General features: G+C 50.1%; 12 protein-coding genes and 1 pseudogene. 5 read left to right on the forward strand and 8 right to left on the reverse strand.

Annotated features, from left to right (window positions below):
- Positions 1-61: 61 nt before the first annotated feature.
- From ACTG2O_RS19015 to ACTG2O_RS19050, 8 genes and pseudogenes are all read right to left on the reverse strand, one after another.
- Positions 62-1,477, reverse strand: a complete 1,416-nt coding sequence (locus ACTG2O_RS19015) for a lipopolysaccharide biosynthesis protein (RefSeq protein ID WP_083851937.1) — start codon at positions 1,475-1,477, stop codon at positions 62-64.
- Complete coding sequence (locus tag ACTG2O_RS19020; RefSeq protein ID WP_026034927.1) at positions 1,467-2,546, reverse strand: glycosyltransferase; 1,080 nt, start codon at positions 2,544-2,546, stop codon at positions 1,467-1,469. The genes ACTG2O_RS19015 and ACTG2O_RS19020 overlap by 11 nt, the downstream gene beginning before the upstream one ends.
- Positions 2,547-2,648: 102 nt before the next feature.
- Positions 2,649-3,727: pseudogene (locus ACTG2O_RS19025) on the reverse strand (DegT/DnrJ/EryC1/StrS family aminotransferase).
- 25 nt (positions 3,728-3,752) lie between these two features.
- On the reverse strand, positions 3,753-4,328 hold the full coding sequence (locus ACTG2O_RS19030) for an acyltransferase (protein WP_019445301.1): 576 nt from the start codon (positions 4,326-4,328) through the stop codon (positions 3,753-3,755).
- Positions 4,329-4,419: 91 nt separating this feature from the next.
- Positions 4,420-5,694, reverse strand: coding sequence for a Vi polysaccharide biosynthesis UDP-N-acetylglucosamine C-6 dehydrogenase TviB (gene tviB / locus ACTG2O_RS19035; RefSeq protein ID WP_019445302.1), 1,275 nt, complete (start codon positions 5,692-5,694; stop codon positions 4,420-4,422).
- Positions 5,695-5,709: 15 nt separating this feature from the next.
- On the reverse strand, positions 5,710-6,744 hold the full coding sequence (locus ACTG2O_RS19040) for a Gfo/Idh/MocA family protein (RefSeq protein ID WP_019445303.1): 1,035 nt from the start codon (positions 6,742-6,744) through the stop codon (positions 5,710-5,712).
- Between the two features lie 777 nt (positions 6,745-7,521).
- On the reverse strand, positions 7,522-10,671 hold the full coding sequence (locus tag ACTG2O_RS19045; RefSeq protein WP_058059856.1) for an efflux RND transporter permease subunit: 3,150 nt from the start codon (positions 10,669-10,671) through the stop codon (positions 7,522-7,524).
- Between the two features lie 17 nt (positions 10,672-10,688).
- Positions 10,689-11,882: an efflux RND transporter periplasmic adaptor subunit gene (locus tag ACTG2O_RS19050; protein WP_019445671.1), complete on the reverse strand. Its 1,194-nt coding sequence runs from the start codon at positions 11,880-11,882 to the stop codon at positions 10,689-10,691.
- A 140-nt stretch (positions 11,883-12,022) separates the two neighbouring features.
- On the opposite strand from ACTG2O_RS19050, the gene ACTG2O_RS19055 reads away from it, so the two are divergent.
- From ACTG2O_RS19055 to ACTG2O_RS19075, 5 genes are all read left to right on the forward strand, one after another.
- Positions 12,023-12,661: a TetR family transcriptional regulator gene (locus tag ACTG2O_RS19055; RefSeq protein WP_005359187.1), complete on the forward strand. Its 639-nt coding sequence runs from the start codon at positions 12,023-12,025 to the stop codon at positions 12,659-12,661.
- A gap of 177 nt (positions 12,662-12,838) precedes the next feature.
- Positions 12,839-13,318 carry a hypothetical protein gene (locus tag ACTG2O_RS19060; protein ID WP_019445670.1) on the forward strand — a complete coding sequence of 160 codons (480 nt, stop codon included), beginning with the start codon at positions 12,839-12,841 and terminating at the stop codon, positions 13,316-13,318.
- Positions 13,319-13,510: 192 nt separating this feature from the next.
- Positions 13,511-14,701, forward strand: a complete 1,191-nt coding sequence (locus ACTG2O_RS19065) for a dicarboxylate/amino acid:cation symporter (protein WP_439976483.1) — start codon at positions 13,511-13,513, stop codon at positions 14,699-14,701.
- Positions 14,702-14,935: 234 nt separating this feature from the next.
- The gene (locus tag ACTG2O_RS19070) at positions 14,936-15,250 is read left to right on the forward strand and encodes a DUF134 domain-containing protein (RefSeq protein WP_058053087.1); all 315 of its coding nucleotides are present in this window, start codon (positions 14,936-14,938) and stop codon (positions 15,248-15,250) included.
- Positions 15,247-15,819, forward strand: coding sequence for a NifB/NifX family molybdenum-iron cluster-binding protein (locus ACTG2O_RS19075; protein WP_439976484.1), 573 nt, complete (start codon positions 15,247-15,249; stop codon positions 15,817-15,819). The genes ACTG2O_RS19070 and ACTG2O_RS19075 overlap by 4 nt, the downstream gene beginning before the upstream one ends.
- Positions 15,820-15,856: the final 37 nt, after the last annotated feature.

The raw sequence follows: 15,856 nt of genomic DNA on the forward strand, positions 1-15,856 counted from the left end.
GCAATACTCATAATGTAGTAACGTTATCAACCAATATATTTAAATCAATATTATTGAGATACTATGCACGAATTTTCTTTAACCGTTTGAACCTGGTGTATAGGCTCCAATATTTTGTTAACTCGTATTTATACGCAATAATAGAGAATAGAGATACCAGAATTATCAATGGTGATAAATCATATACTAATGGCGATAAAGACAATGCCACACAAATTGTAATTACTCCCCCGCCTTTAATAAAACTAAATTTGTAATGATATCGAAATGCAAAATATGTTTTGGTAGCAAAATATACATAGAAAGATAATGATGTTGCGACGGCAGCTCCTAATGCCCCATATTTTTTGACCAAGCAGAAATTTAGTATAACATTGAATAAAACAGCTACAATAGTTGACAAAAATGAAAAAAATGTTCTTTTAGATAAATTTATTCCTAATGATGTTACATCTGTCATGATAAGAAGTATTGGATAACTAAGTGATGAAATCACTATAAGATCAATATCTTTATATGCCGATGGTAAAAATTTTGGTATCAGATAAGAAAGTATACTTACCACTCCCCATATAATCACAAGCAATACTGTGAAGATATCTATACCACGTTGAATTATTTTTTGTTCTCGTTTTTTGGCCGCGGCCTTAAAAACCAAAGGTATCCATACTGTTGAGAATACTGTTTGTAAGAGTAATACTCCAGATACAAATGTAATAGCAACGGAATATGACGCAAGCTCTTCAAAAGAACTAAGTTTACTAATAAAAAGTCGATCCATTGCAGTTAGCCCCCAAAATGCCAACCCACTAAGCATTAAAGGGAATGAATACTTAAAAAGCGTACTGAACTCTTTACTTGACCCAATCTCAGCTCTCACGGCATATTTTATTAATTCAAACTTGACTGCGACAAAGTATGTCAACGTAAACAGTAAAGAAACCGTATACAATATGGACAGTGTCAAACCATCAACATAACTAAATTTGAAAAATGGTAGAGCTATGACAAATAATAAAAGAACAATTTTTGGTAATAATTGGCTAAGTGAATAAGCTATAACGTTTTCTTCCATCCTCACGACGAGAGCAAAATATCTGATCATTATTGAGCTAAATGACGCAATATAAAGCCAGAGAATCAGATTAGGATCATTACGTGAAAATGCATACCTAGATATTTCATTGGCATAAAATGATCCGCCAACACTAAGCATACAAAAAACAATAAGGACTGGAAATAATGTAATGTAGAACAAACTCCTTTTATTGTATTTTTCATGATACTCTCGAACATAAGCTTGATCTAGCCCCATTGGGACGACAATTACCAGTAAATTTACTAAAGTTTGGAAAAATGAGAATAGTCCTATTTCTTGCTTAGGTATATACCAAGCCATAAAAAACAATGTTAAAAATCCAAATACAGCACTACCAGCAGCACCAAAAGAATAAGCCATCAAATACTTAAGTTTCATTCTTTTTCAACGCCATTCTATAGCAATTAATGATTTTTTCTAACACTGCATCATCTGTATAGTCCACATAGCTGAAATTTATACGTTCGTTGCCATCATGTAAAAAATCATATAGCTTGGCTATACTATTATCAGTACAATCTTTGATAATGTATGCCCCATGTTCATAGGCAAACTCATTATATGATGGTAAATCACTTAATATAGGGATACTTCCTAATATAGCTGGTTCAATAACCCCACCACCTAAAGCATCTGAAATAGGTACCGAAACATGAAACTTAGCTTTCGAATATAGAACATATAACTCCGCATCGTTTAATAACCTTTCTATTATTAATACTTTTTCAGGGTTTAGCAACATAGATTTGAATTTTGATATTTCCTCTATATCTGCAAAGCCACAAAAAACCACAATTTTATAAGGCAGAGATTTATATTCTGTAAGTTTATTTATAATCTCTGCCATGAAAGATGGATTATACACCCATCCAAGCCCACGTGGGAAAACGATCAGTTTTTCTTCATCAATCTTAAACTCTACGAGAAGATTATTTTTAACCGCGTGGTATTCAATATTTGATAAAGAATTTAAAGGTAATCCCCAATAAAAAACTTTCCCCTTTTCTTTTGTCCTTGGATACTGCTTATTTGCCTTATCAAGAATATGCTGACTTGATGTATGGCATATATTAGCTCTCCTAAGCACGAGGAAGTTAATCATCCTAAATATCATTTTCCGGATGTATCCACCTTTATATGGGTCGATCATAATCTCAGATCCCCATAACGCCAACACAACAGGAACACGGCTAAATAAACACATTAAACCATAATGATTAGCAATGTGAGCATGTATCACATCGGGTTTTATTTTATCAATTATTTTTTTTATTTTATAAAAATAAAAATAGTTAAAAAAACTTTTTAGCTCGCCAAGATTTATTATTCTTTCATCATCATCAACATTGTGAGATGCGACATAGACATCGACTCCTTTACTCATTAGACCATCTCTAACTCTTCTAACAATAGGAGATGATAAAGGCCCGACTATTAAAACTTTCATTTCATCTTATTTCTCTAAAAAGTATCTTTTCATAGATTTTAGCCAATCCAAAATATTGGATTGGCTAAAATAGTTGCATCATTAATAATATTTAAGAGATATTTATAACGCTATTGCTGCGATAACTTTATCCATATCACTGTCTTTTAGATATGGATGCATTGGTAAACTGATGATCTCTTCTGCAATTAGATCACCCACTACCAAATTGACATTGACATCTTCAACTGCAGGTTGTTTATTTAGCGGGATTGGATAATGTATCGCAGTCGGAATGCCAGCTTGCTGCAATCGCTGCTGAACCAGCTCACGGTTTTTAACTCGAATGCTATATTGAGCCCAAGAAGATGTATTATGTGGCTCAATAAACGGCGTTGTCTTGATGCCTACATTATTTAACAATCGCTGATACGGGCTGCAATTTTATCCCGCAATTTCAACTCTTCGGAAAAGATAGCCAGCTTTGGCAATAAAATTGCCGCTTGCAAGGTATCCAGTCTACTATTAACGCCTACACGAATGTGATGATAACGACGATCTTGGCCATGACGTGCGATCTGACGCATAACCAATGCGAGCTCGTCATCATTGGTGAAAATAGCACCTCCATCCCCATAGCATCCTAGCGGCTTACTAGGGAAAAAACTTGTACAGGCTACAGTCGTCAAATTGCACGACCTCTTCCCTTTATAGCTAGCACCAAAGCTTTGTGCTGCATCTTCAATCACTGGAATATTGTATTTAGCTGCAATGGTATTAATAGCATCATAATCAGCACACTGGCCATAGAGGCTGACCGGTATAATAGCCTTGGTATTAGGCGTAATAGCAGCTTCAAGCTTGGTCGGATCAAGGTTATAGGTTTTGGGACATACATCAACATAGACCGGCTTTGCACCCAACAAAGCAACTGTTTCTGCGGTGGCGATATAAGTAAAGCCAGGGGTAATCACTTCATCACCAGGGCCAATACCAAACGCCATCTGCGCGATTTGCAGTGCATCCGTGCCATTGGCTACCGTGATACAGTGCTTTGTCCCAGTAAACTCAGCCAGTTTTTGCTCTAGCTCTGCAACCTCAGGTCCCAAAATATAGGAACCATGTTGTAATACGGTTTGGATCGCAGCATCGATTTTATCTTTAATCCGTGCCTGTTGCGCCATCAAGTCGATAAATTGCATATCAATTCCTAAAACCCGATAAGAGTTAACATTTTTTTAACTTTTTACCATCAAGCTGGTATATGATTCCAGTATGAGGACAAGTAATTTGTGCTTGTCCCTCTATAGGCAAATCCAACTGCTCACCAAACTCACTCATCCAGCCAATTTGCTTGGCAGGGACTCCTACCATCAACGCATAAGCAGGTACATCTTTATTGATCACCGCCCCTGCCCCAACAAAAGCATATTCCCCAATGGTCACACCACACACTATTGTGCAGTTTGCACCTAGCGTTGCCCCCTTACCCACTTGGGTATCAAGATACTGATCTCTGCGCTCAATTAGTGAACGCGGGTTATACACATTGGTAAACACCATGCTGGGGCCACAAAATACCCCTTCAGCTAAATATACATTGTCATAAACCGATACATTATTTTGGATCTTGCAACGGTCACCAATGGTCACTTTATTACCGACAAAAACATTCTGGCCGAGTGATACACAAGCACCAATCTGGGCGCCACCGCAAATGTGAGCAAAGTGCCACACCCTACTGCCCTCACCGATTCGCGCGCCTTCATCAACAATAGCGGTATCGTGTTTAAAGTAATTCATTATTGCTACCCATGTAGAAGAATATTATATAGACCCGCGCTAGTATATTATATCTACACGAGCCATATTATATTATTGAAAGCAATGTGACTTATAGGCGGATATCAGATTCGCCCAATGGCAGTACATATTTAACGTCATATAACACATGGGCTGGTTTACCCAATGCTCGAATCGCTGCCGCTCCCATCTCTTTGGTCTCACTATGGTCGACAGCAAGAATAATGGCATCATATTTAGCAGGTTCAAGCTCATCAATCAGAATAATTCCATATTCCTCTTGGACTTCATGCTTTACCGCCCAACTGTCATAAACATCAACTGACATATTAAACTCTTTGAGCTCTTTGATGATATCAATTATTTTGGTATTACGCACATCTGGGCAGTCCCCTTTAAAGGTGAATCCCATAACCAAAACTTTTGCTTCATCAATATTGATTTTATTACGAGCCATTTTTTTCACAAGTTGCGTTGCAACATATTCACCCATACCATCATTGATGCGACGACCGGCTAAAATAACCTCCGGACGATATCCCACCTCTTGGGCTTTGTGGGTCAAATAATAAGGATCAACACTGATACAATGGCCGCCAACCAACCCCGGTTTAAAAGGCAAGAAGTTCCATTTTGTTCCCGCAGCTTTTAACACTTCTTCAGTATCAATATCCAACCGATTAAAAATTTTGGCAAACTCATTGATAACAGCGATATTAAGGTCACGTTGTGTATTTTCAATAACCTTTGCTGCTTCTGCTACACGGATGGAGGAGGCCTTATGGGTACCTACAGTTACAATCTGACGATATACTTCATCAACGAAATTTGCTACTGCTGGTGTTGAACCTGAGGTAATCTTGACGATAGTAGTCAAACGATTAACCTTATCCCCCGGATTTATGCGCTCTGGGCTATAACCTGCATAAAAATCATTATTAAACTTCAGACCAGATATTTTTTCAATAATCGGTAAACATACTTCTTCGGTTGCACCAGGATATACAGTTGACTCAAAAACTACGATATCACCTTGTTTAATAATCTTTCCAAGTGCTTCCGATGCTTTCTCCAATGGAGTCAGGTCTGGTGTATTTTCCTCTGTGATAGGAGTCGGTACAGTAATAATATAAAAGTTACAATGTTTGATATCATCGAGACAATCTGTGTAGCTAAGGTGAGTGGCCTCTAGCAACTCTTCAGCTGAACACTCCAATGTTGAATCTTGACCACTACGTAGTTCATTGACTCGATCTGTTTTTATGTCAAATCCCAATGTCTCAAATTTTTTGCCAAACTCAACTGCCAGCGGCAAACCAACATAACCCAAACCTATTATACCGATCTTCAAGTTTTCCAGATTCATCTCAAAATCCTACTATTATACGTTTAAAGGCAAACCAATTTCTTTATTATCTCTTGCTGAACGATAAATAGAGATAAGCAACTCAAGTGATTTTAACCCTTCACGTCCATCGGTTTCTGGTTCCGCTTTGCCACGCAATACGTCTGCTACATTCTGAAAATAAGGCGGGTGACCAAACCCATATACTGATGTGGTTTGATAATTAGCTGCTGAAATTTCTGCATCGTAGTCTTTGGATTCAGCAAAACTCCATTCTTGAATATCATTAACGGCCACGCCACCAATACGTACCGTGCCTTTTTCTCCAAGAATGGTGATAGAGCCTTCCAAATTCTTTGGATAGGTGCACATGGTCACAGCCATGGAACCAAGCGCGCCGTTACGCCACTTCAAGTTAACGACACCGGTATCTTCTACCTCGATATCCCGATGGGTGGATAACATTGAGTGCACTTTTTCAACCGGCCCAATCAACCAATGCAATAAATCTACATAATGAGTTGCCTGATTCATAAAAGCGCCACCATCCATATCCCAAGTGCCAGACCATGCCGCACGATCATAATACTCTTGTGGCCTAGTCCAGAATACATTTATGTGTACCATATGAATTTTGCCAAAGCGTTTTTCTGTTGCAGCTCGCTTAAGCAGTTGTAGGGTTGAGTTGCGACGATTTTGCTTAACAACAAACAAATGAACACCCGCTTCGTCACACGCTTTAACCATTGCCAAACCATCTTCCCACTTGGTTGCCATAGGTTTTTCTGTGATGACATGCACACCCGCTTTGGCTGCCTTTATAGTTTGGTTGGCATGAATACCACTAGGAGTACAAAGTGTCACCAGATCTAGCTGCTCATTGAGCAACATTTCATCAAGTGACTGATAGGCTGGAACCCCATATTGCTTGCGATGCGCCTCTAACACCTCTGGGTCATTATCACAAATTGCTACCAGTTCATATTCATTGTAAAGCTGTTCTATCGAACCAAAATGATTCTTTGATATACGACCACAACCAACTACTGCTACTCTTATTTTTTTATCCATGTTAGTTTCCACGCCTATTAATAATAAAGACAAAAGAAATGATTAAGCAAATAAAATATACCACTTTCTTTAAGAAAAGAATTGTTTTATCAAACCCAACAAAATACTTATGATTAAACGTGTTTATTTATATGATTATATGAAAATGTGAATTTATGTCGCTTGTAGCTCTAATGAAAATCCTATTTAGCGACTCACCTCTACAGGCATTATCGCTGGATGATGATGATGATGATGATGATGATGATGACACTGTGATACATCGCCGCAGCACTAGTCTATGCACCTAACAAAGTAATCAACTACTTTCCCCAACAGCAACAACCAGAACGGTTGTTTTTTAAACACAAGATCGAAATGATCATGGCTACCGCACTGGGTTACAGCCCCCAGTTTGCTGCTTTTCACCACATTGCTCACGCTGTTGGTCATCATGTCCTCCAGCATTATTGTGTTTTTGGCGGTGTGGATAAAGTAAACAGTCGCTAATTGAAACTGCTTGCCACACCGAGTCAGCCCGATTTGATGCCGAATTCTATCCCGTTTCCCCCGAAGATGAACAGCTAAAAGTGTTTTGATAGGGAGCAAATTGAGGCCATTCAATGAACAATGCCTGTTTCATTGCATCAGCTTCAAGTTGTTACTTAGTTTCGTCTGTTGCTCTTTTGAACAAAAAAACAGGGCAACCCATGGGGTTGCCCTGTCTGATTGTCAGCCAGACCAAAGCTGGCTGGCGATTTATTGAACTCTGTTCAAATTAGCTAAACCTGCATGCCATCAGTCACCTTTTGACTCAACTGCTGCAGCCATGCGCGCCTCTTTACTCTTGTGGCTAGTGAAGTAGCGCATCACCAGCACAAAGAAGAGCGGGACAAAAAAGATGGCCAGCACGGTAGCACTGATCATCCCCCCCATCACGCCGGTACCGATGGCGTTACGGCTGCTGGCGCCGGCGCCGGAGCTGATCACCAGCGGCAGCACCCCGAGGATAAAGGCGAGCGAGGTCATCAGGATCGGACGCAGACGCAGGCGTGCCGCCTCCACCACCGCCTCACCCAAGCCCATCCCCTTGTCGTAGAGCTCTTTGGCGAATTCCACGATCAAAATCGCGTTTTTTGCCGACAAGCCGATGGTGGTGAGCAGACCAACCTGGAAGTAAACGTCGTTCTCCAACCCGCGCAGGGTGGCAGCCACAATGGCCCCCAGAACCCCGAGCGGTACTACCAGCATCACCGAGAACGGAATGCTCCAGCTCTCGTAGAGGGCTGCCAGACAGAGGAACACCACCAACAAGGAGATGGCGTAGAGCGCGGGTGCCTGTGAGCCGGCCTGACGTTCCTGGAAGGAGAGCCCGGTCCACTCGATGCCCACCCCTTCCGGCAGCTGTTTCACCATCTGCTCGATGGCTGCCATCGCATCACCGGTACTCTTGCCGGGCGCCGCCTCACCGACGATCTCCATCGCCGGCACGCCGTTGTAACGCTCCAGACGCGGCGAGCCGAAGCTCCACTCGGTGCTGGCAAAGGCGGAGAAGGGCACCATCTGACCCGCACTATTGCGCACATACCAGAGTTTCAGATCTTCCGGGTTCATCCGGAAGGGGGCGTCCGCCTGCATGTAGACCTTCTTGATCCGGCCACGGTCGACGAAGTCATTGACGTAGGAAGAACCCCAGGCAGTGGCCAGGGTGTTGTTGATATCCGCGATGGATAGCCCCTGCGCCAGCGCCTTCTCGTAGTCGATCTTGATATCGAGTTGCGGCGTATCTTCCATCCCGTTCGGGCGTACTCGCACCAGAGTGGGATCCTGCGCCGCCATGCCGAGCAGCTGGTTACGCGCCGCCATCAGCTTGTCGTGACCGATACCGCCGCGATCCTGCAGGAAGAAGTCAAAACCGGTCGCCGTCCCCAGCTCCGGGATCGGAGGCAGGTTAAAGGCGAACACTTGCGCCTCCTTGATGCTGAACAGATAGCCCATGGCGCGGCCGATGATGGCATTGGCGCTGCGATCCGGGCTCTTGCGCTCGCTCCAGTCCTTGAGCTTGATAAAGGCCATACCCGCGTTCTGGCCACTACCGGCGAAGCTGAAGCCGGATACGGTCAGTACGGAGTCAACGTTATCCTTCTCGTTTTTCAGGAAATAGTCGCGCATGTCTGCCAGCACCACCTCGGTGCGCTGCTTGGTCGCCCCCACCGGCAGTTGAACCATGGACATGATGACCCCCTGATCCTCTTCCGGCAGAAAAGAGGTGGGCATTCGCATAAAGAGCACTGCCAGTACCGCCAGCATGGCGCCGTAGATCAGGCTGTAGCGCACACCCTGCTTGATCACCTTGCGCACGCCGCTCTGATAGCGATTGGTACCGGCATCAAAGGCGCGGTTGAACCAACCAAAGAAGCCGCGCTTAGCCCCAAACTCGCCATGTTTCATCGGCTTGAGCAGGGTGGCACAGAGCGCCGGAGTCAGGATCAACGCCACCAGCACCGACAGCACCATGGCAGAGACGATGGTCAATGAGAACTGGCGATAGATGGCACCGGTCGAGCCGCCGAAGAAGGCCATCGGCACGAACACGGCGGAGAGCACCAGCGCGATCCCCACCAGCGCACCGGTGATCTGGGTCATCGACTTGCGGGTCGCTTCCAGCGGGGAGAGATCCTCCTCGCTCATCAGCCGCTCCACGTTCTCCACTACCACGATGGCGTCATCCACCAGCAGGCCGATGGCCAGCACCATACCGAACATGGTGAGGGTATTGATGGAGAAGCCGAACGCCGCCATCACCCCGAAGGTACCGAGCAGTACCACAGGCACCGCAATGGTCGGGATCAGGGTGGCGCGGAAGTTCTGCAGGAACAGATACATGACGCAGAACACAAGGAAGATCGCCTCGATCAGGGTCTGCACCACCTCCTCGATGGAGATCTTCACAAACGGCGTGGTGTCGTAGGGGTAGACGATCTCCATATTGGCCGGGAAGTAATCCGACAGCTCATTGAGCTTGGCACGCACCTTCTCGGCGGTATCCAGCGCGTTGGCGCCGGTCGCCAGCTTGATGGCGACCGCGGCGGTAGACTGGCCGTTGTAGAGCGCATCGGCGTCATAGCTTTCGCCTGCCAGCTCGACCCGGGCCACATCTTTCAGCCGTACCTTGGAGCCATCCTGATTCACCCGCAGCAGGATATCGTTGAACTGCTCCACGGTAGAGAGCCGGGTCTGCCCCATGATAGTCGCGGTGAACTGCTGATCTTCCACCGACGGGGTGCCACCCAGCTTGCCGAACGCCACCTGGGCGTTTTGCGCCTTGATGGCTGCTTGCACATCCCCCGGGGTCATCTGCACCCGGTTGAGCTTGTTGGGATCGAGCCAGACCCGCATGGAGTACTGGCTGCCGAACAGGGTGATATCCCCTACCCCGTCCAGACGACTCAGAGGCTCCTTGATGTTAGAGACCACATAGTCCGCCAGATCGTCGTTGTTCATCGAGCCATCGCTGGAGATGAAGGCCGCGACCATCAGGAAGCTGCTGGAGGTCTTCTGTACCCGGATCCCCTGCTGCTGAACTTCTTGCGGCAGCAGCGACATCGCCTGCTGCAGCTTGTTCTGCACCTGCACCTGGGCGATATCGGGATCGGTCCCCGGCTGGAAGGTGAGGGTCACCGACACCCGCCCCGCGGAGTCAGACTGGGAGGACATGTAGAGCAGGTGATCCAGCCCGGTCATGTTCTGTTCGATGATCTGGGTTACCGAGTCTTCCACCGTTTTGGCGGATGCGCCCGGATAGCTGGCGGAAATACCGACAGCGGGCGGCGCAATGCTGGGATACTGGGCGACCGGCAATTTGATGATGGCCAGGCTGCCCGCCAGCATGATCACCAGCGCGATCACCCAGGCAAAAATGGGTCTGTCTATAAAAAATCGAGCCATGAAGCGACTACTCCATCCTACTTGTTGGCCGGGGTGTTGGACGCAGCTTGAGCAGACGGTGCATCAGCACCCTGCTCGGCGGGATTGACCACGGCGCCCGGTCGTACTTTCTGCAAGCCAGCCACGATCACCCGCTCACCGGAGGTGAGGCCTGACTCCACCACCCAGTTGCTGCCGACGACACGGCTCAGCTGCACATTGCGCAGCTCCACCTTGTTGTCAGCGGTCACCATCATCACGGTGGCACCGCCATTGGGGGTGCGAGTCACGGCAGTTTGCGGCACCAGCAGCCCTTGCGCCCGCTCACCCTCTTGCAGGATCGCGCGCATAAACATGCCGGGCAGCAGCAGCTGATGAGGGTTGGGCACAATCACCCGCAGGGTCACCATGCCGGAGGTCTCATCCACGGTCACATCGGAGAACTGCAGCGAGCCCTCTTCGCCATAAGTGGAGCCATCTTCCAGCAGGAAGGTCACCCTAGCCCCCTTCTGCTCGTCCTGAGTCAACTTGCCCTCGGCGACCAGTCGCTTGAGGCGCAACAGATCGGCGGTGGACTGACGCACATCCACATACATGGGATCGAGCTGCTGAATGGCAGTCAAGCTATCAGCCTGCTGGGCAGTCACCAGCGCCCCCTCGGTCACCGCGGATTTACCGATGCGGCCACTGATGGGGGCGGTGATGCGGGTGTAACCGAGATTGATCTCGGCAGTGCGCAAAGCCGCCTTGCTCGCCATGATCTCCGCCTTGGCCTGCTTCCAGCTCGCATCGGCGTCGTCATAGTCCTGACGGCTGATGGATTTGACCTTGAGCAGCTCCTGATAGCGCTGCGCCTTGAGGCGGGCACTCTGCTCGTTGGCCTCGGCCTTGGCCAGATTGGCCTTGGCGCTGGCGACTGCCGCCTGATAGACAGCCGGGTCGATCTGATAGAGCAGATCACCCGCCTTCACATCGCTTCCCTCGGTAAAGAGACGCTTGAGGATGATGCCGCTCACCTGCGGACGCACTTCGGCCACCCGCAACGGGGCGCTGCGGCCGGTCAACTCGGTGGTCAACATCAGCGGACCGCTCTGCAGGGTCACCACGTTGACCGCCGCGGGGGGCATGTCGCCCTGTCCCTGAGGTGCGCCCCCCTTGTCACCACAACCTGCCAGCAAGCCTGTAGCCAGCAAGGCAAGACCAACTGAACGAGCAAGAATATGTTTATGCATGAAACACCTGAGCCTTTGCCAGTCAATGAACAATCAGGGCCGCATGGGCCCTGTTGGTAAATAGTCGAAAGATGAGGCAATATACATACATTCATAAATGTATGTAAGTGACTTTTTGCTTGCATGAGGCACAAATTTCGATGGCCAGACGAACCAAAGAAGAGGCGCAGCAAACCCGCTGCCACATCATGAGCACGGCGCTGGATCTGTTCTGCTCTCAGGGCTTGGCCAAGACCAGCCTGACCGACATCGCCAGGGCGGCAGACCTGACCCGCGGGGCCATCTATTGGCACTTCAAGAACAAGGATGAACTCTTCATTTCGCTCTGGCAGGAGCTCTGCAGCCCCCTTGCCCACCAGCTCGATGCCTGCCTCAATCCAGATGAGCCGGATCCGCTGGGGCAACTGCGCCTCTTCTTCGAAGGGGTGCTCCACAGCTTCATTCACAATCCGGCCCAGCGGCAGATGTTCACCATCCTGTTCAATCTCGAATCGCTGGAGGGGGAAGCCATCTCACTGCGCGAGCATATCCGCAGCCAGTCCGCCAACTTCTTTCGGGACCTGGAGACCACCCTAGCCAACGCGGTACGGCGGGGCCAACTGCCCGCCAACCTCAACCTGCAGCGCGCCGCCACCCTGCTCCACTGCACTCTGGATGGCTACATCATCAACTGGCTCCACTTTCCGGGGCGGATCGACCTGCAGGGCGAATCCGCCTTTATGATAGAGAGCATGTTCACCATGCTGGCCCAACCCCACGGGCCTGCCTGCGGCCGCTAACCGGCTCCGGCAACTTCTTCACATCCAAATCGGGGCCTGACCGCGCGTTTTGGCAGTCAGGCCCCGATTTGTTACCCTGTGCGCCCCCTGCTTGAGGTAACCCCTGTGCCACACTCTGACGCCATCCCCGCTTCCCGGCCATTTAACGACCAGCACGCCCACGCTCGGGCTGCCTTTGTGGCACGTCTCAAACCCGGTGCTCACCTGCTCAATGGTCAGTGCGGTATGGGGGAGGATCTGTGCTGGCTGCGTGCGGAAGGGTATGTGGTCACCGCCTGTGAAGCGGTACTGGCCGACGCCAGAGTTGCCTCACAGCAATCCGGACAAGCAGTGCGGGTCTGCCCACTGGCGAAGATGCACTCGGTGCTCCCTTACGATGGCATCTGGCTGAGCCGCCCGCTTGATAGCGACGCGGCCACCCTTGTCCCACTGTTGCAACAGCTGGCGACCCTGCTCAAAGCGGGCGCTCCGATCTGCTTCCCCCTGTCGCCAAGCGGCAAGATAACTGACGCTCAGCTACAGCAACTGGTCACCACATCCGGGATAGCGCTGCAACTGGCGCCGATGGAAGCCGCCTCGACCAACACGCCATCATGCACAGGTCAACACGCCACCCAGTACGTCATGTTGCTGCGTGGCGATCATCAGGCCACCTAACGGGCTAATTCATCACGGATTTTCCCGTTCAACGCCAAGCCGACAGCTAGTCGGCGATCCTGGCTTTCGACAATATTTAACTCGGCGTTAACGCAGAAAAGGCAGACATAACACGGCTTACGTGTTAAAAAGTGTGATTAATATCAAATTTTAATAACAAAACAGACAATACAACCAACTCCGGATTTCCTTATGAAACTTGTCCTGAAACTCATTGCTGGCATCCTTGCCGGTCTCTTGCTCGGTCTCTACGCCCCTGAGTGGGTGGCGCGCGTGCTGTTTACGGCCAAGACAGTGATAGGTCAGCTCATCACCTTCACCATTCCGCTCATCATTCTGTTCTTTATCATGAGCGGCATCGCCAGCCTGCCGAAAAACTCCGGCAAGCTGCTGGGCAAAACCGTGGCCCTCTCCTACTGCTCCACCATTCTGGCAGGGCTGTTCGCCTTTACCGTGGCGAGCCACCTGATCCCGCAACTGACCACCGCTGCCGAACCCACCACGACCACGGCCATCAAGCTCGCCTCCTACGTCAATCTCGAGATCCCGCCGCTGTTTGGCGTGATGTCGGCACTGGCTGCCGCCTTCGTGTTCGGCATCGGCATCAGCGCCACCCAGGCCACCGATCTGCGCCGGGTCGCCGATCAGGGCCGTGACATCATCGACCGCCTGCTAGCCAAGGTGATCATCCCGCTGCTGCCGTTTTACATCGCCGGGGTCTTTGTCGAGATGACGGTGGAAGGCACCGTGTTCGCCACCCTGAAAACCTTCGGCGTGGTGCTGGTGATGGCGATCCTGATGCACTGGATCTGGCTCTCCGTGCTGTTTATCGGCACCGGTCTGGCCCTTGGCCGCTCACCGGCCCAGCTTATCAAGAACATGCTGCCCGCCTACTTCACCGCGCTGGGGACCATGTCGAGCGCCGCCACCATTCCGGTCGCCCTGCAATCGAGCAAGAACAACGGGGTGAGCGACGGCATCGCCAACTTCACCGTGCCGCTGTGCGCCACCATTCACCTCTGTGGCTCCACCATTACGCTGGTGACCTGCGCCACCGCGGTGATGTTCCTCTCCGAGCATCTGGCCATTCCGGGCATCGAGACCATGCTCCCCTTCATCATGATGCTGGGGGTGATCATGATCGCCGCGCCGGGCGCGCCGGGTGGTGGCGTGATGTCGGCACTGGGCCTGCTCACCTCCATGCTGGGCTTCGGTGACGCTTCCATCGCCCTGATGATCGCCCTCTATCTGGCGCAGGACAGCTTCGGCACCGCCTGCAACGTCACAGGTGACGGCGTGATCGCCCTGTGGGCCGATCGCTTCGCCAACGGCAGCGAGAGCATTGAAAGCGCATCCCCTGTGGCCGAGGCCGAACAGGCCTAAGCGCGCCGGGAAGGCAACCGCCATCCGCTGCAAAAAACGCAGGCCCGAACCATGTTCGGGCCTGCGTCGTTTCTGCCACCTTTTCTCCTCTTCCCTGTTCTTCTCTGTTTTTCTCTTTTCCCCTTTACCTCTCTCTGCCGTAAACCGCACTGGCGCTGCCCGCTGCACCCGACAAAATTATTGGCATATGCCACATATAAACGTATAAATGGCGTATGCCAATTAGGAGCCACCATGCCAAGACCCAAGATTGCCCGCCAGATCTGTGGCCGCCCCGCCAACAGCTGCTTCAAACCCAACGGCCGCCCCATGCACCAGCTGGAGCAGGTCACGCTGGCCCCTGACGAGTTCGAGGCGCTGCGCCTCGTCGACCTTCAAGGAATGCAACAGCAGGAGGCCGCCCTGGTGATGGGCGTATCCCGTCAGACCCTGGCCAATATCCTGAAAAAAGGGCGCTACAAGGTGGTGGAGTGTCTGAGTCTGGGCAAGGCATTGATGATGCAACCCGCCGAGCCCGACCACCAAACCAGTGGAGAAGAGCCGAAATGAATCCTGTCACAAACATCCCCTGCAACAGCGCGCTGATGCTGAGTCAGGGCCTGCTGGCCGGGCACTTTACCCGTGCCGAGCAGTTACAGATCCTCAGCCCCGAAGGGAACGTTATCGCCACCCTGGCCAACCCGGCCGCCGCCGAAGGCTGCCACGGCAAGCAGGGGCTGCTCGACGCCCTCGCCCATCATCAGGTGGGTCAGGTGGTGGTGCGCAATATCGGCGAGCGGATGCTGGAGCGCCTGCTGGCGGCCAATATCCGGGTGCTGCAGTGCCGCTCTGCCCGCCTGCCGCTACCCGCGCTGCTGGCCCCCGCCAATCTGCAACTACTCACCGAGGCCAGTCAGGGCCGCCCGTCTCGCCGTCATCAGAGCAAGGCGGCGATCCGTGCCATCCAGCCTGTTGGAGCAGGCCACAGCCATGCCAATTGTCACGGTGGTTGCAACAGCAACTCAGCTCATTGTTGCGCCAGTGGTGGCAATCAGGCAGAGAGCCCACGACAAGGCCATACTTGTTGTCACGGCAGTGAGGGCGCAGGCCAACAGGGCGGTTGCTGCCATCATCACTGATGCCATCACCGTGCATGTCATCACCATCAAGGAGAAG

The sequence above is a fragment of the Aeromonas sp. 61P genome (assembly GCF_051919545.1).
In the GTDB taxonomy this organism is placed as follows: Bacteria; Pseudomonadota; Gammaproteobacteria; order Enterobacterales; family Aeromonadaceae; genus Aeromonas; species Aeromonas veronii.